This window comes from Modestobacter marinus, assembly GCF_011758655.1.
In the GTDB taxonomy this organism is placed as follows: Bacteria; Actinomycetota; Actinomycetes; order Mycobacteriales; family Geodermatophilaceae; genus Modestobacter; species Modestobacter marinus.
In genome coordinates, this window is sequence record NZ_JAAMPA010000001.1 from 1291399 (window position 1) to 1315760 (window position 24362).

25 protein-coding genes are annotated in these 24362 nt (G+C 76.4%); 13 read left to right on the plus strand and 12 right to left on the minus strand.

Annotated features, from left to right (window positions below):
- Together FB380_RS06110 and FB380_RS06115 are read left to right on the plus strand one after the other, a co-directional pair.
- Entirely contained in the window at positions 1-861 is an 861-nt protein-coding gene (locus FB380_RS06110) for a hypothetical protein (RefSeq protein WP_166754298.1), read from the plus strand.
- The gene (locus FB380_RS06115) at positions 858-1193 is read left to right on the plus strand and encodes a hypothetical protein (RefSeq protein WP_166754299.1); all 336 of its coding nucleotides are present in this window, start codon (positions 858-860) and stop codon (positions 1191-1193) included. Before FB380_RS06110 ends, FB380_RS06115 begins: the two co-directional genes overlap by 4 nt.
- A 10-nt stretch (positions 1194-1203) precedes the next feature.
- Here FB380_RS06115 and FB380_RS06120 read toward each other — a convergent pair whose 3' ends face one another.
- The 3 genes from FB380_RS06120 to FB380_RS06130 all read right to left on the minus strand — a co-directional run bounded on the left by FB380_RS06120 (position 1204) and on the right by FB380_RS06130 (position 6176).
- On the minus strand, positions 1204-2934 hold the full coding sequence (locus FB380_RS06120; RefSeq protein ID WP_166754300.1) for a SpoIIE family protein phosphatase: 1731 nt from the start codon (positions 2932-2934) through the stop codon (positions 1204-1206).
- Between the two features lie 269 nt (positions 2935-3203).
- Positions 3204-4934, minus strand: a complete 1731-nt coding sequence (locus FB380_RS06125) for a protein kinase domain-containing protein (protein WP_166754301.1) — start codon at positions 4932-4934, stop codon at positions 3204-3206.
- 147 nt (positions 4935-5081) lie between these two features.
- Positions 5082-6176 (minus strand): glycerate kinase family protein, encoded by a 1095-nt coding sequence (locus FB380_RS06130; protein WP_229681754.1) that lies wholly within the window; start codon positions 6174-6176, stop codon positions 5082-5084.
- A 443-nt stretch (positions 6177-6619) separates the two neighbouring features.
- On the opposite strand from FB380_RS06130, the gene FB380_RS06135 reads away from it, so the two are divergent.
- The 4 genes from FB380_RS06135 (at position 6620) to FB380_RS06150 (ending at position 9587) form a co-directional block, all read left to right on the plus strand.
- Entirely contained in the window at positions 6620-7006 is a 387-nt protein-coding gene (locus FB380_RS06135) for a hypothetical protein (protein WP_166753290.1), read from the plus strand.
- Positions 6892-7158 (plus strand): pentapeptide repeat-containing protein, encoded by a 267-nt coding sequence (locus FB380_RS26200; protein WP_166754303.1) that lies wholly within the window; start codon positions 6892-6894, stop codon positions 7156-7158. Before FB380_RS06135 ends, FB380_RS26200 begins: the two co-directional genes overlap by 115 nt.
- Before the next feature lie 736 nt (positions 7159-7894).
- Positions 7895-8776 carry a 3-hydroxyacyl-CoA dehydrogenase family protein gene (locus FB380_RS06145; RefSeq protein WP_166754304.1) on the plus strand — a complete coding sequence of 294 codons (882 nt, stop codon included), beginning with the start codon at positions 7895-7897 and terminating at the stop codon, positions 8774-8776.
- 10 nt (positions 8777-8786) lie between these two features.
- On the plus strand, positions 8787-9587 hold the full coding sequence (locus FB380_RS06150; RefSeq protein ID WP_166754305.1) for an enoyl-CoA hydratase-related protein: 801 nt from the start codon (positions 8787-8789) through the stop codon (positions 9585-9587).
- 57 nt (positions 9588-9644) lie between these two features.
- Here FB380_RS06150 and FB380_RS06155 read toward each other — a convergent pair whose 3' ends face one another.
- On the minus strand, positions 9645-9860 hold the full coding sequence (locus FB380_RS06155; RefSeq protein ID WP_166754306.1) for a hypothetical protein: 216 nt from the start codon (positions 9858-9860) through the stop codon (positions 9645-9647).
- A 144-nt stretch (positions 9861-10004) separates the two neighbouring features.
- Between FB380_RS06155 and FB380_RS06160 the strand changes: the two genes are divergently transcribed.
- Complete coding sequence (locus FB380_RS06160) at positions 10005-10643, plus strand: MBL fold metallo-hydrolase (RefSeq protein ID WP_166754307.1); 639 nt, start codon at positions 10005-10007, stop codon at positions 10641-10643.
- Here the strand turns inward: FB380_RS06160 and FB380_RS06165 are convergent.
- Complete coding sequence (locus tag FB380_RS06165) at positions 10604-12487, minus strand: EAL domain-containing protein (protein ID WP_166754308.1); 1884 nt, start codon at positions 12485-12487, stop codon at positions 10604-10606. The two genes, FB380_RS06160 and FB380_RS06165, sit on opposite strands and share 40 nt — an antisense overlap.
- A 105-nt stretch (positions 12488-12592) precedes the next feature.
- On the opposite strand from FB380_RS06165, the gene FB380_RS25330 reads away from it, so the two are divergent.
- Positions 12593-13705, plus strand: a complete 1113-nt coding sequence (locus FB380_RS25330) for a GAF domain-containing protein (protein ID WP_166754309.1) — start codon at positions 12593-12595, stop codon at positions 13703-13705.
- A gap of 20 nt (positions 13706-13725) precedes the next feature.
- Here the strand turns inward: FB380_RS25330 and FB380_RS06175 are convergent, their stop codons facing one another.
- A complete protein-coding gene (locus FB380_RS06175) occupies positions 13726-14466 on the minus strand; it encodes a GntR family transcriptional regulator (protein ID WP_166754310.1) in 741 nt (246 codons plus the stop codon).
- 85 nt (positions 14467-14551) lie between these two features.
- On the opposite strand from FB380_RS06175, the gene FB380_RS06180 reads away from it, so the two are divergent.
- A complete protein-coding gene (locus FB380_RS06180; protein ID WP_166754311.1) occupies positions 14552-15580 on the plus strand; it encodes an ATP-dependent 6-phosphofructokinase in 1029 nt (342 codons plus the stop codon).
- A 46-nt stretch (positions 15581-15626) separates the two neighbouring features.
- Here the strand turns inward: FB380_RS06180 and FB380_RS06185 are convergent, their stop codons facing one another.
- The 3 genes from FB380_RS06185 to FB380_RS06195 form a co-directional block, all read right to left on the minus strand.
- Positions 15627-16544 (minus strand): hypothetical protein, encoded by a 918-nt coding sequence (locus FB380_RS06185; protein ID WP_166754312.1) that lies wholly within the window; start codon positions 16542-16544, stop codon positions 15627-15629.
- A gap of 181 nt (positions 16545-16725) precedes the next feature.
- Positions 16726-18057 carry a metallophosphoesterase gene (locus tag FB380_RS06190; protein WP_229681755.1) on the minus strand — a complete coding sequence of 444 codons (1332 nt, stop codon included), beginning with the start codon at positions 18055-18057 and terminating at the stop codon, positions 16726-16728.
- Positions 18058-18093: 36 nt separating this feature from the next.
- Positions 18094-19683 (minus strand): CYTH and CHAD domain-containing protein, encoded by a 1590-nt coding sequence (locus tag FB380_RS06195; RefSeq protein WP_166754313.1) that lies wholly within the window; start codon positions 19681-19683, stop codon positions 18094-18096.
- 128 nt (positions 19684-19811) lie between these two features.
- Here FB380_RS06195 and FB380_RS06200 point away from each other — a divergent pair, with 128 nt between their 5' ends.
- Positions 19812-20786, plus strand: coding sequence for an endonuclease/exonuclease/phosphatase family protein (locus tag FB380_RS06200; RefSeq protein ID WP_229681756.1), 975 nt, complete (start codon positions 19812-19814; stop codon positions 20784-20786).
- Between the two features lie 175 nt (positions 20787-20961).
- Here the strand turns inward: FB380_RS06200 and FB380_RS06205 are convergent, their stop codons facing one another.
- From FB380_RS06205 to FB380_RS06215, 3 genes are read right to left on the minus strand one after another with little or no spacing between them, the layout of a single operon-like run.
- Complete coding sequence (locus tag FB380_RS06205) at positions 20962-21177, minus strand: RNA-binding S4 domain-containing protein (RefSeq protein ID WP_166754314.1); 216 nt, start codon at positions 21175-21177, stop codon at positions 20962-20964.
- Between the two features lie 19 nt (positions 21178-21196).
- Positions 21197-21925: an MOSC domain-containing protein gene (locus FB380_RS06210; RefSeq protein ID WP_166754315.1), complete on the minus strand. Its 729-nt coding sequence runs from the start codon at positions 21923-21925 to the stop codon at positions 21197-21199.
- Positions 21922-22857 (minus strand): aldose epimerase family protein, encoded by a 936-nt coding sequence (locus FB380_RS06215; protein ID WP_166754316.1) that lies wholly within the window; start codon positions 22855-22857, stop codon positions 21922-21924. The genes FB380_RS06210 and FB380_RS06215 overlap by 4 nt, the downstream gene beginning before the upstream one ends.
- 173 nt (positions 22858-23030) lie before the next feature.
- On the opposite strand from FB380_RS06215, the gene FB380_RS06220 reads away from it, so the two are divergent.
- The 3 genes from FB380_RS06220 to FB380_RS06230 all read left to right on the plus strand — a co-directional run bounded on the left by FB380_RS06220 (position 23031) and on the right by FB380_RS06230 (position 24354).
- Positions 23031-23546 (plus strand): DUF1707 SHOCT-like domain-containing protein, encoded by a 516-nt coding sequence (locus FB380_RS06220; protein ID WP_166754317.1) that lies wholly within the window; start codon positions 23031-23033, stop codon positions 23544-23546.
- Positions 23547-23745: 199 nt separating this feature from the next.
- Entirely contained in the window at positions 23746-24021 is a 276-nt protein-coding gene (locus FB380_RS06225; RefSeq protein ID WP_166754318.1) for a metal-sensitive transcriptional regulator, read from the plus strand.
- Between the two features lie 21 nt (positions 24022-24042).
- On the plus strand, positions 24043-24354 hold the full coding sequence (locus tag FB380_RS06230; protein ID WP_166754319.1) for a rhodanese-like domain-containing protein: 312 nt from the start codon (positions 24043-24045) through the stop codon (positions 24352-24354).
- Positions 24355-24362: the final 8 nt, after the last annotated feature.

Genomic DNA, 24362 nt, shown 5'->3' on the forward strand with positions numbered 1-24362 from the left:
GTGAGCCAGCCGCACCCGCCGATCCCCGAGCCCCAGCAGCAGCCGGGCTCGGCACCCGCCGGCGCGACCCGGTACCCCGCCGACGAGCGCGCCGGGGACCAGCACCCCATCAGCGACCACCCCACCACCGTGCAGCCCGCCACCGAGCACCCCGCCACGGAGCACCCCGCCACCGAGCCCGCGGTGACCGGGACGGCCGAGGACCCCCGCACCCAGTCGATCCTGCTGCCGCCCAGCCAGCGCCAGACGGTCGAGCCGGAGCAGCCGGACGCCGGGCGGCACGGCAGCCACCAGCCGTACCAGCCGTCCTACGACCCGCCGCGGGACGGCCCCGGCACCGGCCCGGTCGACGTCGTCCCCGGGTTCGCGCCCACCCCGCCACCGGTCCCGGGGCCGACCACCACCCCCGGCACCGCGCCCGGCACCTCCTCCGGGGACGGGCCTGCCGGCCGCTCCTCGTCGTCCTCGGTCCGCTCCCGCCTCGCCGCCGCCCGGCCGTCGGGCCGGCCCGCGACGGAGCTGGTGGCCCTCCTGCTCGGCGTGCTCGGGCTCGCCCTGCTGGAGCTGGGGTTGAGCCTGGACTTCATCGACCAGTCGCTGTGGGACGTCGTCCCGACCTGGTCGGCGTTCGCCACCGTCGCCGCCCTGGTCGCGCTGGCGTCCCCCGTCGCGGCACTGGCCGGGCGGCGGGGCTCGGTCCGGACGGCGTGGCGGATCGGGGCCGGTGGACTGGTCGCCCTGGCCGCCTTCTGGGTGCTGGTCGCCCTCCCGCTCGTCGCCAGCGACCGGGGCTTCTGGCTCACCGTCGCCCTGGCCGCCACGGGTGCCGCGGTGGCACTGGCCCCGGGCCGCCCCGAGTGACCCGGGGCCACGGCTGGTTCCTCGGCGCCGGGGTGCTCGCCGTCGCCTCGCTGGGGCTGCCGTGGACCGGTCAGCTCTCCGGCACCGGGCACCCGGCGAGGGTCGCCGTCCTCGCCGCCCTGGCCCTGGCGGTGGTGGGGCTGCGCCGGCGGCAGGACCGGTGGCTCACCGCGGCGCTGGCCGCCGCCGGCGTCGGGGTGCTGCTCGGTGGGGTGGACGCGTCGCCCGGCCGGGTGGCGCTGGCCGCCGCCGCGACCTGCCTGGTCCTCGGCTGCCGGGCTGCGGGGCACCGCCTGGTCCCGGCCCGGCGGGCCCGGGGCGCGGCGAGCTGAGCAGGGGGCGCTACCCGCGCACCCGCACCGCCAGCAGGGCGACGTCGTCGTCCACGGACCCCTCGAGCTCGGCCAGCAGCCGGTCGCACAGCGCCTCCAGCGGGAGGTGCGCCCACCGGGCGAGCGCCCCGGCCAGCCAGGCCGTGCCCTCGTCCAGCACCGCACCCCGGCGCTCCACCAGCCCGTCGGTGTAGAGCAGGACCGTCGAGCCGGGCGCGAGCAGCTGGGTGTGGTCGCTCCGCGGGACGGACGGGTCGACGCCCAGCAGCAGGTCCGGCTCGCGCTCGAGCACGGTCACCGTGCCGTCGGGGTCGAGCAGCAGCGGTGGAGGGTGCCCCGCGTTGCTCCAGCGCAGCAGCCGGTCACCGGCCCCCACCTCCTCGACCGTGGCCAGCGCGGCGGTGGCGAGGGTGTCCACCTGCAGGTCCAGCAGCGCCCGGTCCAGCGCGCCGAGCACCGCACCCGGGGAGCCGCGCCCGCTGTGCGCGACCCCCCGGAGCACGTTGCGGACCTGCGCCATCGCCGCCGCCGCGTGCCGGTCGTGCCCGGTGACGTCGCCGATCACCAGGGCGATCCGGCCGTCGCCCAGCAGGAAGGCGTCGTACCAGTCACCGCCGACCTGGGCCAGCGACGCCGCCGGCAGGTACCGGACGACGATCTGCAGGTCCTCGGCCTCGGGCGGTTCGGTGAGCAGGCTGCGCTGCAGCGCCTCGGCCATGCCCTCCACGACCGCGTGCTGGGCGCGCTCGTCGGCCCGGGCGCGGATGCGCTCCAGCGCCAGGGCGGACTGACCGGCCAGCGCCTGCAGCAGCTCCAGGTCGCTCTCCTCCAGTCCCGGGGAGTGCATCCAGCCCACGCTGAGCGACCCGATCCGCCCGGAGCCGCTCTCCAGCGGCACCGCCGCCCAGGCGTGGACACCCGTCGCGGCCGCCAGCCGGGCCAGCTGGGGGGAGAACGCCTCGGTGGCCGCCCGGTCGGGCAGCAGCACCCGCGCCCCCGTGCGGGCGGCGACGCAGCTGGGATAGGGAGCGTCCAGCGACAGCACCGTGTCCGGCCCGACGCCGACCGGGGCGATCCCGTCGGTGAGCACCAGCCGCAGCTGGTGGGCGCCGTCGCACACCCCGATCCCGCCGCCGTGCGCGCCCAGCGCCACCAGACCGCGCTCGTTGACCACCCGGGCCAGGTCGTCGAGCGTCTCCGCGCGCCCCAGCGCCAGGGCCACGCCGGAGAGGGCGGCGAGCCGGCGTGCGGTGTCCGCCTCGGCCTGGCGGGCGGCGCGGAGCTCGGCGCCACGGGCGAACAGGTCGCTCTCCACCTCCAGCACCCGGCGGTGCCAGCGCCTCCCCCGTCCGCTGGGGTGGTCGGACATGGCCTGCTGGCGCACGTAGTCGGTGATGTCCTCGACCCGCTGCATCAGGTGCCGGCAGCGCCCCTCGCCGTCCAGCACCGGGACGCTGATCAGGCTCCAGAAGTGCTTGGTGAAGCCGCCCGAGCCGTCGGGGATGTCGAACTCCTGGACGGGCAGGGTGTGCGGGCGGCAGGTGTCCCGGGCCCGCTCGAGGGACGCCCGGATCCGGCTGCCGCTGGCGTCGGGGGCGGTCGAGTGGGGGTTGCCGGGGAACGCCTCGAAGACCGGCCGGCCGACCAGGTCCTCCCGGGTCCGGCCGGTGTTGGCGAGGTAGGCCGGGTTGGCGTCGACGATGACCAGCTGAGGCGTCAGGACCAGGTACGGGGTGGGCATCGCGGCGAAGAGGTCCGCGTGGTCAGGACGGGTGGGGTCCCGAGGGGTGTGGTCAGGAGGGGCGTTGTCGGGAGGGGCGTGGCCCGGCTCCGGGTGGGCCGGGGACGACGGTGGCGGGCCCGCGCCAGGATGCCGGGTGCCGGTCGGCTCGTCCGACCCGTTCGCCCGCGCGCCCACGACCCCAGATGCCCCCCACGGCCACCGCCTCGTCGGACCGGGCCTGTGGCGGGGAACATACCGGCGCCATGCCTCGCCGGGTGACGCCGCGCTCAGCCCCGGCTGGGCTTGCCGTTCCCGTTGCCCGGGCCGTTGCCGTTCCCCGTGCCGTTCCCGTTCCCGTTGCCCGCACCGTTGCCGTTGCCGTTGCCGGTGGACGGGGCGGGGGTCTCCGTGGCGGGAGGGGTCTCGCCGTCGTCGGGCTGCTCCTCGGTACCCGTGGGCTCGGCCGGGTCCGGCGCCTCGGCACTGGCGCCCTCGTCGTCCGCGACCGGCTGGGTCGGCTCGCCGGTCTCGGCCGGCTGCTCCTCGACCACCCCGTCGGTCGGGCGCCCGCCGGTCGTCGCGGTGGGCCTCGGGGCAGGCACGCGGGTCGGTTCCGGGGCGGCGGTGGTCACCGGGGCGGGAGCCGGCTGCTGGACGACGGTGTCGACCGTCCGCTCCCTGCTCGGCGCGACAGGCTCCGGGGTGTCGCTGGGTGCGACGGCGTAGCTGACCAGGACCGTCTCACCCGCCCGGAGCTCCGTCGCCAGCGGCGCGACGTCGACGACCGTGCCCGGATCGGCGGAGTCGGTCTCCGTCGGCTGGACCTCGACGACCAGGTCGAGGGCCTCCAGCTGGGCACGGACGGCGTCCACCGGACGGCCCAGGTAGTCAGCGGCGTCCAGGGTCACGGTGGCCGGGGAGGCCACCACCTCCCCCGGGACCTCCACGGCGGCTGCGGTCGGCGTCGTCGCGGTCGGGCCGAACGCCTGCAGGACGACGGCTGCCATCCCCGCCCCGACCAGCAGCGCGACGAGCGGGACCAGCAACCGGCCCAGGCCACCCTGCGGAGCCGGCCGGCGCGAGGCGGGGTCGGTGGCCGGCGACGCCCCGGCGAGCGCAGCCGCGTCGGGCAGCAGCCAGAAGCTCTGGGTGTCGGTGCGCTGGACCGCGGGGAGCTCCCGGCCGGCGAGCACCTCGTCGATCGCCGCGACGACGGCCTCGCCGTCGGCGTACCGCTGGGCGGGGTCCTTGACGATGGCCCGCTCGACCAGCCGCCGCACGCCCTCGGGCAGCTCGGCGGGGAGCGGGGCGGGCTGGTCGCGCAGGTGCCGCAGCGCGATGGTCACGGAGTTGTCGCCGTCGAAGGCGCGCTCGCCGGTCAGGCACTCGTAGCCGACCATGCCGAGGGCGTAGACGTCGCTGGCCGCCGTGGCGTGGGCACCGGCGGCCTGCTCCGGGGAGAGGTAGGACGCGGTGCCGACCACCTGGCCGGTCTGGGTGAGGGGGACGCTCCCGGCCGACCAGGCGATGCCGAAGTCGGTGATCTTGACGGTGCCGTCCCAGCGGACGAGCACGTTGCCCGGCTTGACGTCCCGGTGCACCACCCCGGCCGCGTGGGCGGCGGCCAGCGCGGACGCGGTCTGCCGGAGCACGTCGAGCGTCCGGTCCGGCGTCAGGCTCCCCTCGCGGGCGAGCACGGTCGACAGCGACTGGCCCTCGACCAGCTCCATGACCAGGTAGGCCAGGTGCTCGCCCGACCCGTCGACGGCCGGCTCCTCGCCGTAGTCGTAGACGGCGGCGATGTTCGGGTGGCTCAGCGCGGCCGCGTGGTGGGCCTCAGCGCGGAAGCGGGCGAGGAAGAGCTCGTCGCCGGTGTACTCGCTGCGCAGCACCTTGACCGCGACAGCCCGGTCGAGCAGCCGGTCGTGCCCGCGCCAGACCTGGCCCATGCCACCGGAGGCCAGCAGGGTCGCCAACTCGTAGCGGTTCCCGAGGCTCTTCCTCGTGGGCTCCACCACCGTGCGCCGTCCCCTCGTCCTGCCTCGTCCGCGGTGCGACCCCCAGCCGGCCGGCGCTGGCGGGCTGGACGCACCGAGCGGGTGGGTGCCCCGTCCGAGCGTGCCTACACATGCCGACGCCCGGCTCGTCGCCCGATTCTGCCAGCGTCAGGTCGTGACGGACCATTCCCGCGCGAGGTGTTCACCTGCCACCGCCAACCAGTGAGCTGGGTCGCCCATGGCACCGTCGACCGAACCAGCGAGGTCGGTGAGCGAGAGCGCCCGGGTCACCGGCAGCCCCTCCGCCGCCACGACCCGGCCGGCGACCACCGCCACCGGAACCGCCGCACGGTGCGCCCGCTCGACCAGGTCGCCCACCACCTTGCCCCGCAGTGACTGGGCGTCGAACTGCCCCTCGCCGGTCACCACCAGGGCCGCGCCCCGCAGGGCCTCGTCCAGACCCGCCGCGGCGGCCACCGCCTGCGCGCCGCTGACGAACTCTGCCCCCCAGCAGACCGCGAAGCCGTAGGCGGTCCCGCCGGCCGCCCCGGCCCCCGGCGCCTCCCGGTCGCCGCCGAGCAGGTCGGCCAGCCGGGACAGCGCCGCGTCGAGCTCGGCCACCTGGGCGGGGTCCGCACCCTTCTGGGGCCCGAACTGGACGGCGGCGCCCAGCGGCCCCAGCAGGGGTGCGGTGACGTCGACCAGGCACTGCACGCCACCGGCCGGCGGCGGCACCAGCCCGGCGAGGTCCACCCGGTCCAGCCGGGAGAGGGCGCCGCCGCCGGGGGGCAGTGGCGCGCCGTCGGCGTCCAGGAACCGGGCGCCCAGGGCCGCGAGCGCACCGGTGCCGCCGTCGGTCGTGGCCGAGCCGCCCAGGGTGAGCATCACCCGGTGCACGGCCGGGTCGGCGACGACGGCGGCGAGCAGCTGCCCCAGCCCCCGGGTGGTCGCCCCGAGCGGATCGGGCCGCTCCATGAGGGGCAGCCCGGCCGCCCGGGCCATCTCCACCACCGCCGTCCCGTCGGGGAGCAGCAGCCAGGCGGCGTCCACCGGACGCCCGTCCGGCCCGGTCACCTGTGCACTGCGCCAGCAGGTGGCCGGGAGGTCGTGCCCGAGCGCCTCGAGGGTGCCCTCACCACCGTCGGCCAGGGGGACGGTGAGCAGTTCGTCGTCCGGTCGCACCGAGCGCCAGCCGGCGGCCAGCGCCTCGGCGGCCGCCGCCGCACCGAGCGTCCCCTTGAAGGAGTCGGGCGCGATCGCCACCCGGGTCACCCTCGGTCACCGTCGCCGTCGTCGCCGCACATGACCGGCAGCCTCGCCGGTGCCGGGGCCGCACGGCAAGCCGGGTGGGCCGGACAGGGCACGGCGGGCCGGGCGGGCCGGTCAGAACGAGACGGGATGAGTGGACCGATCAGAACAAGGCGGACCGAGCGGCCCGGTCAGAACGGGGCGGGATGAGCGAGCCGTTCAGAACGGGGCGGGCTGGCAGGCGGGTCAGAACGAGGCGGGCTGGGCGGACCGGTCAGAACGAGGGGGGCTGGGCGAGCCGGCCTCGACAGGACGGCCGAACGAGGCGGACGGGTGAGGCGGACGGGTGAGGAATGTGTCGCCAGCAGGTACCGATCCGCTCGCGAGGTGCCGAGGAGGACCCCGACGGCCGCTCGCGCAAGCCCACGACCAGGAGTGCAGGTCCGATGATCGGTGCCATGTCCACGTCCGCCACCCCGACCCGGGGCCTGCGACCCATCTCCGTGCGCGCCACCACCCCGGCTCGCTGGCGGCGGAATGCACTCGCTGCCCTCACCGCCGAGGACCGCGCGCTGCTCGCCGAGGCGACCGGCGTGCTGCTGACCGCGGACGGCGAGCGGGCTGACGGACGTGAGCTCGTCCCCGCGGTCGCCTCCGCCGTGGCACGGGACCGCCTGACCGGGCGGCTGCCCACCGGCCGGCCGGTCACGCGCACCTACCTCGAACAGCTGTGGGCCGCGCTGCCCCTCGGTGCGGGCTCGGCGGCGACCATCCGGGACATCACCGCGCTGCTGGACGTGCTGGCCCGCCGAGACGCGCTGCAGGCGCTGGCCCAGCCCGCCTGACCCACGCCCGCCTGACCCACGCCCGCCTGACCCACGCCCGCCTGACCCACGCCCGCCTGACCCACGCCCGCCTGACCCACGCCCGCCTGACCCACGCCCGCCTGACCCACGCCCGCCTGACCCACGCCCGCCTGACCCCCACGCCCGCCTGACCCCCACGCCCGGCTGACCCCCTGCCCGGCTGACCCCCTGCCCGGCTGACCCACGCCTCAGCCGCCGCCACCTGCACTGCCCACCAGGTCGACCTCCGGGTGCTAGTGCTCTGGTGCACCAGTACAGCCAGAGCACTAGCACGCCAGACCCTGGATGCTGCCGGCGTCGGCATGCCCTCGGGCTCGCCGGCCACCTCGCTACGGCGTGCGCAGCTCGCGAACCGGCTGGGCCCACGAACCGGCACGGCCCACAGATTGGCGGAGCTGACAGACCGCCTTCGCTCACGGACCGCCTCGGCTCACGGACCAGCTCGGCCCACGAACCAGCTCGGCCCACGAACCAGCTCGGCCCACGAACCAGCTCGGCCCACGAACCAGCTCGGCTCACGGACCGGCGGAGCTCACGAACCGACCGAGCTCACAGACCGGCGGAGCTCACAGACCGGCGGAGCTCACGGACCGGCTCAGCCCACGGACAGGCGGAGCCGAGGAGGCCGCGTCCGCACCTCACGCAGTCCGATGAGATGGCTCGCGGCGAAGCCCTGTGCCACGGCGACCCCCGAACGCGACGGGGTCCTGCGTCCGGGGATCGAGGCAGTCCGACCTCGGACGGCCGTGACCCTCCGGTGCAGCACGCGCCGGCCGACCACCTACCAGCAGAATGGGCCGCGCCCGGACCACCGTCAGCAGAGGAGCTGTCGATGCACGCCCAGGAGACGCACCCCCAGGACCTGCCATGACCGGCCCTGAACCCACCGGCGCGCCTCTCCCGGACCAGGTCGGGGTGATCGGCGGGGGCCGGATGGGCGCCGGTATCGCCCAGGCGTTCCTGGTCGCCGGCGCGCGGGTCGAGGTGGTCGAAGCCGGGGACGAGGCCGCCGAGGCCGCCCGCGGCCGGGTGTCGGCCGGGCTCGAGGAGGCCGCTCGGCGCGGCAAGCTCAGCGACGCGGTCGGCGAGGTGCTCGGCCGGCTCACCCTGGTCGACTCCCCCGCCCAGCTGACCCCCCACGCCGGCCTGGTGGTGGAGGCGGTGCCCGAGCGCGCGGACCTCAAGGTCGCCGTGCTCACCGTCGCGGAGTCCGTGCTGGGGCCCGACGCCGTGCTGGCGACCAACACCTCCTCCCTCTCGGTCACCGAGCTGGCCGCCGCACTGCAGCGTCCGGCGCGCTTCCTGGGCCTGCACTTCTTCAACCCGGTGCCCGCCTCGAAGCTGGTCGAGGTGGTCGTCGCCCCGGAGACCGGCGACGACGTCGTCGCGGCCTCCCGCGACTGGGTGCGCGCCCTGGGCAAGACCGACGTGGTGGTGCGGGACTCCCCCGGCTTCGCGTCGTCCCGGCTGGGCGTGCTGCTCGGGCTGGAGGCGATCCGGATGCTGGAGGAGGGCGTCGCCGACGCCGAGGCGATCGACGCGGCGATGGAGCTGGGCTACCGGCACCCGATGGGCCCGCTGCGCTCGACCGACCTCGTCGGCCTGGACGTGCGGCTGGCGATCGCCGAGTACCTCGCCGGCACATTGGGCGAGCGCTTCACCCCACCGCAGTTGCTGCGTGACAAGGTGGCCGCCGGCGAGCTGGGCCGCAAGACCGGCCGCGGCTTCCACGACTACGCAGAGAACTGAGAGGACGACGATGTCCGCACCCGGCGCCGAGCCCACCGTCACCCGCACCGACGCCGACGGCGTCGCCACCCTGACCCTGCAGCGCCCGGCGCTGTCCCACCGGCTGCGCACCGAGCTGCTCGCCGCCGTGCGGGAGGTCGCCGCCGACGAGTCGGTGCGCGCCGTGCTGCTCACCGGGAGCGGCCGGGCGTTCTGCGTCGGTCAGGACCTCGCCGAGCACGTCGACGAGCTGCGCTCCGAGCGACCGGACGGCGCACCGTCGCTGTCGGTGGTGGAGGCCGAGTACAACCCGCTGATGCTGGCGCTGGCCGCCCTGCGGGTGCCTCTCGTGGTGGGGATCAACGGGGCGTGCGCCGGCGCGGGCCTGGGGATCGCGCTCGCCGGCGACCTGCGGGTCGCCGCGGCCGGCGCGAAGCTGACCACCGCGTTCGCCGGCATCGGGCTGTCCAGCGACTCCGCGCTGGCCTCGCGGCTGGTGCACTGCGTCGGCGGGTCCCGGGCGGCGGAGCTGCTGCTGCTGCCCGAGCCGTTCCTCGCCGAGACCGCCGCCGAGTGGGGCCTGGTGCACCGCGTCGTCCCGGCCGCGGACGTGCTCGCCGAGGCGACCGCGCTCGCCACCCGGCTCGCCGCCGGGCCGACCCTGGCCTACCGGGCGATCAAGACCGTGCTCGCGACGGCGGCGACCGACGGCCTCGAGGACACCCTGGCGCTGGAGGCGAGCCTGCAGACCGACCTGGGGGCGACCGCCGACCACCGCGAGGCCGTCGAGGCCTTCCTGGCCAAGCGACCACCGGTCTTCACCGGCCGCTGAGCGAGGCCCCGCCCCGCGGCGGGCCGGAGTTCCACGTGGAACCGCTGCGCGGAGCTGTCAGGCGTGGGTGGTGCAGGCCGGGCAGACGTCGATCGCGGGCACCGGCCAGTGCTCCTCGGTGGTCACCCGGGCCAGGGTGCCGCAGACGGTGAGCTCGCAGGCGCCGTCCAGGTCGGCGGGGGCCCGGTGCACCTCCACGGCGTGCCAGAGCGCGGCGGTCGGCCCGTGGGCACGGCTGCGGGCGGCGGCGAAGGTCAGCGTCGGCGAGGTCACCCCTGGGTTGTCGGCAGCCCCGGCCCCCCGGCACAGCACCCCACCGCCGGACCACCCCATCGGGTGACCTCTCCCCGCACCCGGGTCTGCCCCCGCCGTGACACCGTCGTCCCACCCGATCACGAGTCCCACGAGGAGACCCTGGTGCAGCTGACCAAGCACGGACACGCCTGTGTGGTCCTGTCCGACGGCGACCGACGGCTGGTCGTCGACCCGGGGGCGTACACCGCCGACGACGCCTGGCACGGCGCCTCGGCCCTGCTCGTCACCCACCAGCACCCCGACCACTTCCTGCCCGACCGGGTCCGCGCCGCACTGGACGGCGACCCCGCGCTGGAGGTGTGGACCAACGCGGCGGTGGCCGAGCAGCTGGCCGGCGCCGGCCCGCGGGTGCACGTGGTCGGCGCCGGTGACGCGTTCACCGCCGCCGGCTTCGACGTCACGGTGCACGGGGAGTGGCACGCCGTGATCCACCCGGACGTCCCCCGGGTGCGCAACGTCGGGTTCCTCGTCGAGGAGCGCGTCTTCCACCCCGGCGACGCGCTGACCGTGCCCGAGGTGGCCGTCCCCACCCTGCTGCTGCCGGCGCACGCCCCGTGGTCGAAGACCAGCGAGCTGATCGACTACCTGCGCGAGGTGCGCGCCGACCGGGCGCTGGCCGTGCACGACGGCCTGCTCAACGACACGGGCCTGGGCCTCGTGGCCGGGCTGCTCGGTGAGCGTGGCCCCGGCCAGCCGGTGCCCTACGCGCGCCTGGCCCCCGGGGAGTCCGTCGAGGTCTGAGGTCCTTCGCCCGGCGTCGCGAGGGACAACGGGACCCCGACCCGCGCGTCCAGCTCGGCGATCCGGGCCGCGTACCGCCGCACCCGGTCCCGCTCGGTGCGCAGCGCCCGTTCGGTCTCCACCTGCTCGGTGACGTCGGCCTGGATGCCGATGTACTGGACGACGGCGCCGGTCCCGTCGGTCACCGGGGTGAGCGTGCACTCGTTCCACCAGGTGCTGCCGTCGGAACGCCGGTTGAGCAGCACCTCCCGGCACTCGTCGCCCACCTCGATCGCCGCGCGGATCCGGCCCACGGCCGCGGGGTCGGTGTCCGGGTGCTGCAGGAAGCGGCAGTTGCGGCCCAGCAGCTCGGCGGCGGGCTGCCCGGCCAGCCGCTCGAACGCGGGGTTGACGTAGACCAGCGGCTGGTCGGGCAGCCGCAGGTCGACGATGGTGACGCCGGTGCCGACCGCGGCCAGCGCCCGGTGCAGGAGCGCCTCGCCCGGGTCGCCGGCCGACCGCCCGGTGAGCAGCGAGGCCACGCCGGCCGGCACGTCCGCCACCGCCTGACCGTCCGCCGCGGGCCCGCGCCGCGTGGTGCTCGGCGCGACCCGGGAGAGCAGCGCCCGGGCGGCCCGGACCACCGTGTCGCGCTCGTAGGTGAGGGAGAACGCGAACCGGCGGGCCAGGTCCGACCCGTCGTCCCCGAGGTCGCGGGCCAGCAGCGCGGCGCTGAAGTGCGGGCTGAGCACCACGACGTCCCACTCGCCGCGCACCGGGTCACCGGGTGCCAGGTCGGCCCCGCGCAGCCCCGGCAGCGGCTCCGCCGGCAGGTCCTCGCCGAGGGCAGCGACGAAGCCCACCCGCTCGACCAGGTCCCGGTACCGCAGCCGGGTCGCCGGGGTGACGTGCCGCGCCTCCTGGAACGTCGTCGCGACCACGCAGGTCTCCCCCAGCCGCATGGCCTGCCGTTCCAGCTGCTTGCTGAGCTCGATCAGCAGCGCCTTGGGCGCCTCCCGGACCGGCACGTGCGCCGGCAGGCACTCGAACGGGGAGAGCAGCCGACCCTGCGGGTCAGGGGGCGGGACGGCGGGCAGCCGGAGCGCTCCGGGTCGTGCGCCCGGGGCGGCGCCGGGCCCCGGGCGGCCGAACAGCCAGCCCTGCCCGAGCGTGGCGCCCAGGCCCCGCGCCATCGCCAGGTGCGGGCCGGTCTCGATGCCCTCGGCGAGCACCAGGGCACCGGTCGACTCGGCGTAGGCGTTGACCGCGTTCATGATCTCGGCGATGGCCGGGCCGGGGCGTCCCTGCACCAGGCGCAGGTCGAGCTTGACGACGTCGGGGCGCAGCAACGGCATGAAGGCCAGCGAGAGCGACTCGGCGCCGACGTCGTCCAGGGCGATCGCCCAGCCGAACTCCCGCACCCGCGCGACGGTCCGGAGCAGTTCCGCGGGGCGGGCGGCCAGCGCACGCTCGGTGATCTCCAGGACCACCCGCAGGTCCCCCGGCACCGGCACCTCGGGGTCGAACAGCCCCGCCACGGGGGTGTCGTCCAGCACCTCGGGCTCGACGTTGACGAAGACGGTGGAGGGGGCCAGCAGGCCGCGCGCCACCGCGCCGCGCAGCGCGGCGGCCCGGCACGCCTGGTCCAGCTCGGTGAGGCAGCCCTCGGCGCGCGCCGCGGCGAAGAGTGCGTCCGGCGCCTCCAGCGGCCCCTGCGGGCCGCGGGCGAGCGCCTCGTAGGCGACGACCCGCCCGCTGTCCAGCTCGACGATCGGCTGGAACACGCTGCGCACGGCACGGTCCGCGATCACCGCCCGGGCACCGGTCGTCCGCTGCTCCTGGAACTGCTGCACGTCGTCCCCCATCGGAGCCGGGCATCGACCCCCCGAGTCTGACAGCATCGTCGTGCCCGGGACGGGCGAGCACACCGGTGGGGTCGCCGGGCAGGCTGCAGGCGAACAGGGGGAACGGTGAGTGCCGCGTACGAACTGCCGACCTGGGCCGTCCTGCCGGCCCGGGCCGACGCGGCCTTCGACCGGCTCGCCCGGTCGGCGGCCGAGGCGCTGCGCACCCCCCGGGCGCTGGTGGTCCTGGTCTCCAAGGGCGGGCAGGTCTTCCCGGGCGCCCACGGGTTGCCCGAACCGTGGGCCAGCCGCCGCTCGATGCCGCTGAGCCACTCGATCAGCAAGTCGGTGGCCACCAGCGGCAGCCCCCTGGCGCTGCGCGACGCCCGGGAGCACACGGAGTTCGCCACCGGCCCCTCCGTCCAGGAGCTGCACGCCGTCGCCTACGCCGGGGTGCCGCTGTGGGGCGTGCACGGGGAGCCCATCGGCGTGCTGAGCGTCATCGACACCGCGCCCCGGGACTGGACCGACGCCGAGCTCTCGACGCTGCACCGGATGGCCGACGAGACCTCGCGGCAGCTGCGGTTCCGGGTGATCGAGCTGGCCGAGCAGGAGGCGCACGCGGTCGCCGTCCGCGACGACAGCGCCGCCCAGAGCGCCGCCGAGGCGGCGCGCGCGGCGTTCGTGCTGGCCGAGGCCGACGCCGACCGGGCCCGGGTGGTCGCCCGGCTCAGCACCGCCCTGCTGACGGCGGAGACGCTCCCCGACCTGCTGCACACGGTCGACCGGCTGGTCCGGTCCCCCCTCGGTGCCACCACCGTGCTGCTCGGGGTGGCCGAGGCGGGCTGCCCGGAGCTGCGGGTCTGGTCCGCCGTCCGGGCAGCGGCCGGCCCGGACCCGGTCGCGGGTCTCCGGGTGACGGACGCGCACCCGCTGGCGGTGGCGATGCGTGAACGGGACCTGGTGGCGGTCGCCACGCCGGAGGAGGCGGACGCCTTCCCCGGGCTGGTCGCGCTGCCCGGCCCGGGACCGGTCCTCGCCGTCCACCTGCCGCTCGGACAGCACCACTCCGACGCGGCGCTGCTGGTCGGCTGGCGGCAGCCCCGGGGACTGGACGCACCGGTGCGGGCCGTCGTCACCGACCTGGCCCGGCCGGTCGGCCACGCCCTGGACCGGGTGCTGCTGCGCGACCAGCGGCTGCGGCTGGCCGATCTGCCGCCGGGGCCGGCCCGGAGCTGACCCGTCCCGACGGACCAGGCTCAGCGACCGCCGACGGAGACCTCGAACTCGACCTGGCTCACGTCGGGCCGCAGCCGGCTGAACGAGTGCACCAGCGGGTGCCCCGAGGTGTCCCGGACGGTGGTGCGCACGACGAGCAGCGGGGAGCCCGCGGTCACCTGGAGCACGTCGGCCTCGTCCGCCGCCGCCGTCCCGACGTCGACGACGAGCCGGGCGTGCGCCAGGTCGGCGGAGTACTCCCGGCGGAGGAACTCGTAGAGGGAGCCGTGGCTGAAGTCCTCGGTGGCCGCCTTGGGGTAGCGGGCGGCGGGCAGGAAGCTGCGGACGACGTGGTTGGGCAGCCCGTCGACGCTGCGCAGCCGGACCAGCTCCACGACGTCGTCGGCGGTGGCCACGGCCAGCTCGGCGGCGATCGGCGGGGCGGCCGGCACGACGCGCTGGGTGAGCACCGAGGTGCCCACCTGGGCGCCCTGCTCGGTCATCACCGAGTGGAAGCCGGCGATCCGGTGCACGAAGCTCTCGCGGTACTCGTGCCGGATCCCCGGCCGGCTGACGAACGTGCCCCGGCCCTGCTCGCGGACCAGGTGCCCGTCGGCGACCAGCCCGTCGACCGCGCGGCGCAGGGTGATCCGGCTGACGCCGTACTCGGCGCACAACACCGGCTCGGGAGGGAGGAGGGTGTGTTCCGGCAGCGCGGAGGCGCGTCGCCGCAACGCCTCGCGCACGGCGAGGTACTTGGGCCCCGCCTCCGAACTCGCCACGCCCAGAAAGGTACTGCACCATGAGACGTCTAGACGTCATGACGTACGGTTGCCCCGCCCGACCCCCTCGTCCGGAGGAGAGCACGTGCGCATCGGAGTCCTGACCGGCGGCGGAGACTGCCCCGGTCTCAACGCCGTCCTACGAGCGGTGGTCCGCACCGCGGAGAAGCAGTACGGCAGCGACGTCGTGGGGTTCCGCAACGGCTGGCGCGGCCTGCTCGACGACGACGCGATGCCGCTGGACCGCCCCATGGTCCACAACCTGCTGACCCGGGGCGGCACGATCCTCGGCTCGGCCCGGGTCGCACCGGAGAAGATCCGCGACGGGCTGGGCCGGATGCGCGAGGTGCTCGACGCCCACGGGGTCGACGTGCTGGTGCCCATCGGCGGCGAGGGCACCCTCACCGCCGCCGCCTGGCTCTCCTCGGAGGGCGTGCCGGTGGTCGGCGTCCCGAAGACGATCGACAACGACATCGACGGCACCGACCTGACGTTCGGCTTCGACACCGCGGTCAGCATCGCCACCGACATGATCGACCGGCTGCACACCACCGCCGAGTCCCACCAGCGGGTGCTGCTGGTCGAGGTGATGGGCCGGCACGCCGGCTGGATCGCGCTGAACTCCGGGATGGCCGCCGGGGCGCACCTGATGATCACCCCCGAGGAGCCCTTCGACATCGAGGAGGTCTGCGAGCTGGTCACCGCCCGGTTCGAGCGGGGCCACCGGCACGTCATCGGGGTCATCAGCGAGGGGGCGACGCCGAAGCCGGGCACGATGCCGCTGCGCGACGGCGGGCTCGACGAGTTCGGCCACCGCCGGTTCACCGGCGTCGCCCAGCAGCTGGGCGAGGAGCTGGAACGGCGCACCGGCAAGGAGGTGCGGACGACGGTGCTCGGCCACGTGCAGCGCGGCGGGACCCCGACGTCCTTCGACCGGGTGCTGGCCACCCGCTTCGGGCTGCACGCCACGATCGCCGCCCACGAGGGGCACGTCGGGCAGATGGTCGCCCTGCACGGCACCGAGATCGCGCTCGTCCCGCTGGCGGACGCCGTGGCCCGGCTGAAGACCGTGCCCCCGTCGCGCCTGGGCGAGACGACGGCCTTCACCGGCTGAGCGGCTCCCGCCCCGCCGTCCGCCCGGGCCGGTGCGTGCCGGGCCCTCACCACTCCCAGCGGTAGCCCAGCACGCACCGGCCCGGCGGCACCAGCTCGAAGGACGCCTGCCCGTCGACCAGTTCCACGGGCTCGACCCGCTCGGCGGTCTCCGACTCCACCGACGCCCAGCACCCGCGCAGCAACCGCCGCGGCCGGGCGGCCGGGTCGAAGTGCACGGTGATCGCCAGGTGCCGGACCGAGGCGGTGACCCCGCGCCGGAACTCCGGTGCCGGGGGCTCGGGGTAGGCGAACACCGTCTGGTACTCCAGGTGGGTGGTCTGCCCGGCCAGCAGCGGCCGGGACAGCAGCACCTCCACCACGTGGATCGGCGTGCCGGCCACCCGGAACGCCCGGACCGGGTCCCCGCCGTGCAGCACCGACACCGCGGCGTACGCGGTGTCGAAGGCGTAGGTGTACCGGTCGGTCGCCTCGACCGCCTCCAGCAGCTGCCGGGTGTGGTGCAGCCGGGGAGACCGGTCCGGGCCGACGTGGTGCTCCTCGGCCAGCTGCAGGGTGCGCCACGGCCGCGGCGGCATGGGCTCCTCCGGCCCGAGCGCGTCGGCGACCACCAGCTGACGGGCGGTGCTCCGGCCGCTGCGCAGGTTGCGCAGCTCGTCGGCGTCCTCGTCGGTGAACTCGAACGCCCGGATGAACAGCTCGAGGGTCGCGTCGGAGAGCCGGTCACCGTTCAGCGCCCGGCCGACCCGGTTCTCCAGGCTGCGCGACCGGTGCCCGTCGTCGACCTCGCCGGCGTCGAACAGGTGCTCGGCCAGGACGGCGGCCACCGCCGCCCGGGACAGCTCGGCACGCCGCACCACGCTGTGCACCTGCCAGCGCCGCCGGTACCGCGGCTCCCCCAGCAGGTCGGTCAGCCGCCGGGCCGCCAGCCGCAGGCCCCACGCCGGGTCCACCACCGCGCCCACCCCCGTCCACCTGCCGGGCCGGGCGTCCGCGGCGGACACGTCACGGCCACGTCCGATGTGTACCAACGCGGAGCGGCGTCCGCGAGGCGCGGGGGGACCCACGGCAGCCGCCGACCGGCTCGTCAGCAGGCACCGGTCGGGTCCGCACACCGCCCTGTCCCCGCGGGGTGCGGACCGCAGGTCACCGCGGCGGAGCGGTGACCGGCCCGGGCTGCAGCTCGATCACGGTCACCTCCGGGCGGGCGCCCACCCGCATCGGCGGACCCCAGTAGCCGGCGCCGGCGGTCACGTACAGCTGGGTGTCGCCCTGGGTCGACCAGCCCTCGACGACCGGCTGGTCCAGCAGGACGGCGTAGTCGAAGGGCCACAGCTGACCGCCGTGGGTGTGCCCGGACAGCTGCAGGTCGACCCCGGCGGCGCGGGCCTGCTCCACCTGCACCGGCTGGTGCGCCATCAGCACCACAGGGACGGCGTCGTCCCGGCCGTCCAGGGCCGCGTCGAGGTCGGCGCCGTGGCCGGGCAACCCGGACGCGGCCGCCGTCCGGTCGTCGATGCCGGCCAGGTCCACCGTGGCGCCCCCGCGGCCGATCGGGACCCGCTCGTTGCGGAGCACGTCGACGCCGAGCGTGGACAGGTGCCGCAGCCACTGCCCGGTGTCGACGAAGTACTCGTGGTTGCCGGTCACGAAGTAGACGCCCTGGTCGCTGACCAGGTCGGCCAGCGGGGCGACGTCCTCCCGCAGCTCGCTCACCTCGCCGTCGACCAGGTCACCGACGATCGCCACCACGTCGGGGCGCTGGGCGTTGACCGTCTCCACCACCCGCTCGAACCGCCGCCCGCCGTAGGTGCTGGACAGGTGCCCGTCGGAGAAGGTGACGATCCGCAGCCCGGCCAGCGCCGGGTCCAGCCGCGGGATCCGGATCGGCACGCGCCGGACGACCGGGGCCGAGTTGGCCAGGACGACGCCGGTGCCCGCCGTCCCGACCGCGATCGCACCCGCCCCGACGGCCAGCGTGCGCGCCAGGAACAGCCGGCGGGAGGGGTCGGGCACCTGGTGGTCCAGCCGGACCGCACCGCCGGCGGGTGCCGCGCCGGGCCCCGGCGGAGCCGGCTCGTCGAGCCGGCCCGGACCGCTCCGGGCGCTCACCGGCTCCACCGCGGCGCTCGCCGGGAGCGGCACGTCGACCGGCTCGGGCCGGCGCCGGCGCTGCACCAGCCGGACCAGCACCCGTACCGGCTCGGTCGCGAGCGTCGCGAGGAACAGGTAGAAGGCCAGGCCCAGCCAGGTGTAGCCGGCCCAGTCCAGCACGCCGGCACCGACCGGCAGCCGGCCGCGCAGCAGCACGACGAGCACCGGCAGCACTGCCAGCACGACCAGGAGGACCGTCAGCCGGCGCCGGACACGCCCCGGCCGGGTGGTGCTGCGGACCAGCCGCCACCACAGGTAGCCGTGCAGCAGGACCACGACGAGCAGCACGGTCAGGCCGAAACCGAGCAGGCCGATCAGGGACACCGGCGCGCTCCTGGAGGTCGGGGTGGGGCCCCGAGGCTACTTCGGCTGGGTCTTCAGCACCGAGCGCAGCTCCGGCCAGCGCAGCCAGAAGTCCCGCTCCGCCTGCTGGCAGCGGGCCTCCTCCAGCGCGTGCAGCCGGCCCCAGGTGAAGGTGTTCTCCCCGGCGGCGAACGCCGCCCGGCCGAGCTGGACGCACAGCGGCCGGGTGACGAAGGTGTCCTGCCGGTCGCCGAGCACCTCCTGGACGCCCTTGAGCACCGAGACCAGGTCGGCCACCGGTGCGCCCAGCACCGGCACCGCCGCCTCCGAGGTGTACCGCAGCCGCTTGGCGGCCTTGCGCACGTCGTGCAGGGCCTCGGCCTCGTGGCTGTCCTGGGCGGCCTCGACGCTGCGCCGCAGCCGGCGGCCGGCGCGGGCGACGACCTCGCGGAGCACCTCCTCCGCCGGCCGGCCGGCCGCCTCGGTCAGCGGCGGCTCCTCGACCAGGGCGTCGAGGTCGTCGCGCAGCTGCAGGTAGGCGGGCGTGTTCAGCGCCTTGCGGGCCTGGGCGTCGCCGGCCTGCTCGTCCCGGACCGCCTCCTGCTGCAGCCGGGCGACCACCGGGCCGACGACCAGCTCGTCGGGCTGGGCGTCGACGAGGTCGCGCAGGTGCGCGACCGCGACCTCGCCGTCCCGGCTGGGCGACAGGGCCGACCCGACCCGGGCGAGCTCCTCGCGCAGCGGGTCGGTCTGCGTGCGGTCGAGCACCGGGCGGAACGCGGCGAGCGTGCTGCGCAGCCGGCGACAGGCCACCCGGACCTGGTGGACGCCGTCCGGCTGCCCGGTCCGGACCATCAGGTCGGCGTCCTGCAGCGCCAGGACCTGTGCGGCCAGCGAGGCACGGACGACGTCACCGGCCGGCGTGCCCGGGGCGTGCCGGTGCTTCTTCCCGCCCTTCTTCTTCCCGCCCTTCTTCTTCCCGCCCTTCTCCGGTGCCGCGGCCGGCGGCTGCAGAGCACCGTCGGCGTCCGGCAGCCGGTGGGCGAGCACGCGGGTCAGCTTGGCCGGGGACGACGCCGGCCGGGCGCCGGCGGCGACGAGCAGCCCGGCGACGTCCGCGAGCAGCTGCTCGTCGCCGTCGACCAGCTCCACCTCCACCTCCCGCCAGGTGGTGACGACGGCGGCCTCCCCGGGCGCGGCCGGCAGCGCGGTGCCCGTGACGTGGTCGTCGGCGACCTCGGCCAGCACCCGGCCGTCGGCGTCGACGAGCTCGCGGACCACCCGGCGGGTGCGCAGGGACGCCACCTGCGGCGCCGGGGCGCGGCGGACGATGCCCAGCACCGGCTCCAGCACGGCCTTCGGCGGGGTCTTGGTGGCCCGGCCGAGGGGGGAGTGCAGCTCCCGGCGGGCGCCCGCGACGGCCGGCAGCTTCACGTGCCAGCCGGCGTCCGGCCCGCCGGTGCGGCGGCGCATCGTGACCCGGGCCCGGGCCAGCCGGAGGTCGGCGGTGTCGTGGTAGGCGGCCTCCAGCGCGTGCTCGACCGGCTCGCGGACCTCCACCACGCCCGGGGCACCGCTGAGGTCGGGCAGTTCGAACGCCTCGTCGACGTCGAACTTCCGCTCGATCTCCAGCTGCTCGACAGCCACCAGTACCGCTCCTCCTCCGCCGGGCCGCCCCTGCTGAGCGCCCCGCTGTGAACCCCCCGTCCTACCGCACGGAGGTGAACGGCGCACCCGGCGGTGATCACCGGACGGCGCTGGGCACCATGGACGCCGTGTCCCGCCGACCCCTGCCCCGCCGCCGCTGGACCCCCACCGTCGTCGCCGTCCCGTGGGCCGTGGCGGCCGCGCTGCGGCTGACCGGCACCGAACGGGGCTTCCCGCTCGTGCCCGCACTGGCCTTCACGCCCTACGTCGCGGCCACCAGCGTCCTCCCGCTGGCCACCGCGCTGGTCTCCCGTTCCCGCGGCGCGGCCTGGCTGGCGGCCGCCTCCGCCGCGGCACTGGCGGCGGCGGTCTCCCGGCCGACGACGCCCCCGCCCCCGGCGGCGCGACCGGAGGGGCCGCGGCTGCGGGTCGTCTCGGCGAACATGCTGCACGGCCGGGCCGACGCGGCCGCCCTGGTCGCCCTCGCCGCCGACCAGGACGCCGACGTGCTGGCCCTGATGGAGGTCACGCCCGAGGCGGTGTCCGCCCTGCTGGACGCCGGGGTCGCCGACCTGCTGCCGTCGGCGCACGTGGTGCCCGCCGGGGAGGGCCAGCCCGCCGGCGCCGGCGGGGCGCTGTGGACCCGGCTGGAGATCCGGGGGCGCACGGTCGTGCCGGGGCGCTTCGGGCAGCCCGCGGCCCGGCTGGCCGTGCCCGGCGCGCCCGACGTCGAGCTGACCGCCGTGCACACGCACCCGCCGACCAGCTCCCCCGCCCAGGTCGCCAGCTGGACGGCGGACCTGCGCCTGCTGCCCGACCCGGAGCCGGAGGTGCTGCGGGTGCTGGCCGGGGACTTCAACGCCACCCCCGACCACGCCGCCTTCCGCCGGCTGCTGCGCCGGGGCTGGGTGGACGCGGCCACGGCGGTCGGCGCGCCCCGCCGGGCCACCTGGTGGCCGATGCGGATGCCGCACCCGCGCCTCACCCTGGACCACGTCCTGGTCGACCCGCGGATCGCCGTGCACGGCCTGACGGTGGTGCACGTGCCCGGGACCGACCACCGGGCCCTCGTCGCCGACCTGCGGCTCCCGGCGGTCGGCTGACGGTCGGGAGAGGAGTGTCCCGGGCGGCGGGTTCGCGGCACCGCCGCCCGGGCTGTGCATCTCATGCCCGCAGTCCGGCGGCGTGCACCTGAGTCGTGTGAACTCTGTGTGAACTCGTCCCACCCTGCGCGCGCGGGGTGACGCCACGCGCACGGTCACGCACCGGACCGGCAGGTCAGCCGATGCGCACGTCGTCCTGACCGGCCACCGAGACGACGTCGCCACGGTGCAGCTGGCGGCCGCGACGCTCCTCCGGCTCGCCGTTCACCTGCACGTCCCCGGCGAGCAGCACGTCCTTGACCTGGGCGCCGGTGGGAACGGCGTCGACGAGCTTGAGCAGCTGACCCAGCCGGATGGTGTCCTCGCCGGAGCGGAGTTCGATGGTGCGCACGGCACCGATCCTCCCCGCGTCACACCGGGGTCAGCACATCGCCCACCGCGAGCTCTCCGGAGCGGGCCACGAGCGCCCCCACCGCGAGGGCGCCCCCACGGTCGCGGTGGATCGTCTTCAGCACGGCCGTGTCCCGTCCGATGCCCCCGGACTGCGGCCGGGTGGTCATCACGCACCGGGGCACCCGGCGGACGACGTCCAGCTCGACGTCGCCCACCCGCACCCGCCGGCCCACCAGCTCGTCCTCGCCGGCGCCGGCCAGCACCAGGTTGGTCCGGAAGCGGCGGCGGTCCCAGCCGTCCAGGGTGCCGAGGGACACCAACGTCACCCGGGCGTCGGCGTTGTCGTGGAAGGCGCCGTCGGCCCCGGAGAACGGGTTCCACCGGCCGGTGTCCTCGTCGTCGGCGTCGGCCGGGTTCTCGTACCGCCGGGCACCGGCGACCGCCGACGACGGGCGCAGGCCGACCCGGCGCCCGGCCCAGTCGGAGAGGACCCCGTCCTGGGCGGTCACCGTGCCGTCGGGCAGCACGACCTCGGCCGCGCCGTCGGCGCGCAGCCGACCGGCCGCGAACAGCAGCTCGGGCACCCGGCGGGCGGTCAGCCCGAGCCCCGTGGTCAGGTCGAACAGCGCCCAGCCGCGGTCACCGGCGACGCCCTCCGCGCCGACCTCGGCCCGGGCCAGCCGCTCGCCCTGCAGCGACTTCACCGGGAACCGCCAGACCTCGGTGACCCGGAGGCCACCGCTCACGCCGGCGTCCAGCTCACGGTCCAGGTGCCCGACCAGGTCTCCCCCGGCGCGAGGACCAGCACGTCGACGTCGTCGGCCAGCGCGTTCGGCGGGCAGGTCATCGGCTCCACCGCGACGCTCCGCCGCCGCTGGTCCGGGGGCAGGGTGTCGCCGGTGTAGACCTGCAGCCAGGTCCAGGCCTGGTCCACGGCCACCTCGAGCGCACCGGCCGGCCCGCTGAGCCGGGTCCGCGCCCAGCCGTCGTCGTCCCGGACCAGGTCGGTCACCGCGGTGTCGATCGCCTGGTCCCCGACCCGGCCGACCGCACCGTCGTAGGGCCGCCGCTCGCCGGTGGGCAGGCCGCCGTCGAGCACGAGGGCGGTGCGGGCCGGCACGGTCAGCTCGGCCGCGGCCACGTCACCCGGGGCCGGCGCGCCGACCGAGAAGTAGGGGTGCATGCCCGCCCCGAACGGCGCGTCCTCGTCCCCGTCGTTGCGCACCCGCACGGTCACGGTGAGCCGGTCGGGCGTCAGCGTGTGGTCGACCGCGGCGGCCAGCCGGAAGGGGTAGCCGGTGCGCGGCTCGATCGCCGTCCCGACCGTGACGGCGTCCGGGCGCTGGTCCAGCACCTGCCACGGCTGGGCGGTGACCAGCCCGTGCACCGCGTTCGGGGAGGCCTCGCTGACCACGTCGAGCTGGAGGTCCCGGCCCCGCCAGGACCAGCGCCCGCCGCGCAGCCGGTTGGGCCAGGGCAGCAGGACGCCGCCTCGCCGGCCGGCCGGGACGGTGCCCGACACGTAGCCGTCCAGCACGTGCCAGTCGCCGACGACGAGCTCGCGCAGGGCTCCGCCGCGCAGGTCGACGGCCAGCCGGGCGGGGCCGGCGGCCACCTCGGCGTCCCGCGGTCCGGTGGCCGGCCAGCGGAGGTCGGTGGACGAGGGCTCGAGCGGCATGTGGTCCTCCCGGGGAGACGGTTCGCAGGACACCTCACCACAGCGGCGGTCCACCGGTTCCACGTGGAACCGGTCGCCTGACCCCGGTCACCGCCGGGTCGTGACAGACGTCAGTGGCCCTGGGGCGTCGTGCGGCGACAGACTGGACGGGCACCGACGACGAGGAGCCCCCGATGCCCGAGCCCCACCTGCGCGCCGCCGACTCCGACCGCACCGCGGTGGCCGAGGTCCTCGGCCGGCACATGTCCGCCGGCCGGCTCACCGTCGCCGAGTACGACGAGCGGCTGGCCCGGGCCTACGCGGCGCGGACCTACGGCGAGCTCGCCGAGCTGACCAGCGACCTCCCCACCGCCGAGCCGGTCGGGAGCCACTCCACCGCGACCCCCGCCGTCGCCGGCCCGCCGGCCGGCCCGGCCGGTGGCGGCGCCTGGGCGGCGCACGGCTGGTACGGCAGCTTCGGCCCCTGGGCCGGCGGCGCGAGCATGCGGGCGGCCTGGGCGAGCTGGCTGAGCACCGCCGTCATCGTGGTGGGCATCTGGCTGATCACCTCGCTGGCCAGCGACGGGTGGCTCTACCCGTGGCCGATCTGGGTCATCGGGCCCTGGGGGCTCGTCCTGCTCGCCCAGACGGCCGGCGCGCGGCGGGGAACCGACCGGCAGCCGCAGCTCCCGCACGGCGCCGGGAACTGAGCCGGGCGTGTCCCGGGTGCGCAGCGGGGAGCCGTCCACCGACCGCGGCGTCACCGTGATCGGGCGGACGAGGAGCAGCTGAGCGGCGTCCGGACGTCCCACGACCCGGCCGCCTCCCTCCCCGGTCCGCCTGACCTCCGCACCACTGCAGCGCAGCATCGCCGTCCGTCACTTGCACATACCCCCCGGGGTATGCATGATGGACGGCGTGGACATCCCCCAGGGCGAACTCGCCGACGTCGTCAAGCGCCTCCGCCGGATCGAGGGTCAGATCGGCGGCATCGTGAAGATGATCGAGGACGGCCGGGACTGCTCGGCCGTGGTCACCCAGCTGGCGGCGGCCTCGAAGGCGCTGAGCAAGGCCGGGTTCGCCGTGGTCTCCACCGGGATGCGCCACTGCTCGACCAACGAGGACGGCGAGGAGCGCGAGGTCGACCTCCGGGAGCTCGAGCGCCTCTTCCTGTCCCTGGCCTGACCACCGACCACAGGAGCAGTCATGGACCCGCAGATCCCCCAGCTCACCCCCGCCCAGGCTGCCGACCGCACCGAGGCCGTCCTGCTCGACGTCCGCGAGGCGTCCGAGGTCGCCGAGGGCCGGATCGCCGGGAGCACGCACATCCCGTTGGGGCAGCTGGCCGCCCGCACTGTCGAGCTCGACCGCGGCCGGCCGGTCATCACCGTCTGCCGCAGTGGCGGACGCAGCTCGCAGGCCGCCCGGTTCCTCGCCGCTCAGGGCCACGACGTGGCCGATCTCGCCGGCGGCATGACCGCCTGGACCGCCGCGGGACGGCCGGTCACCACCCGCTGAACCGTCTT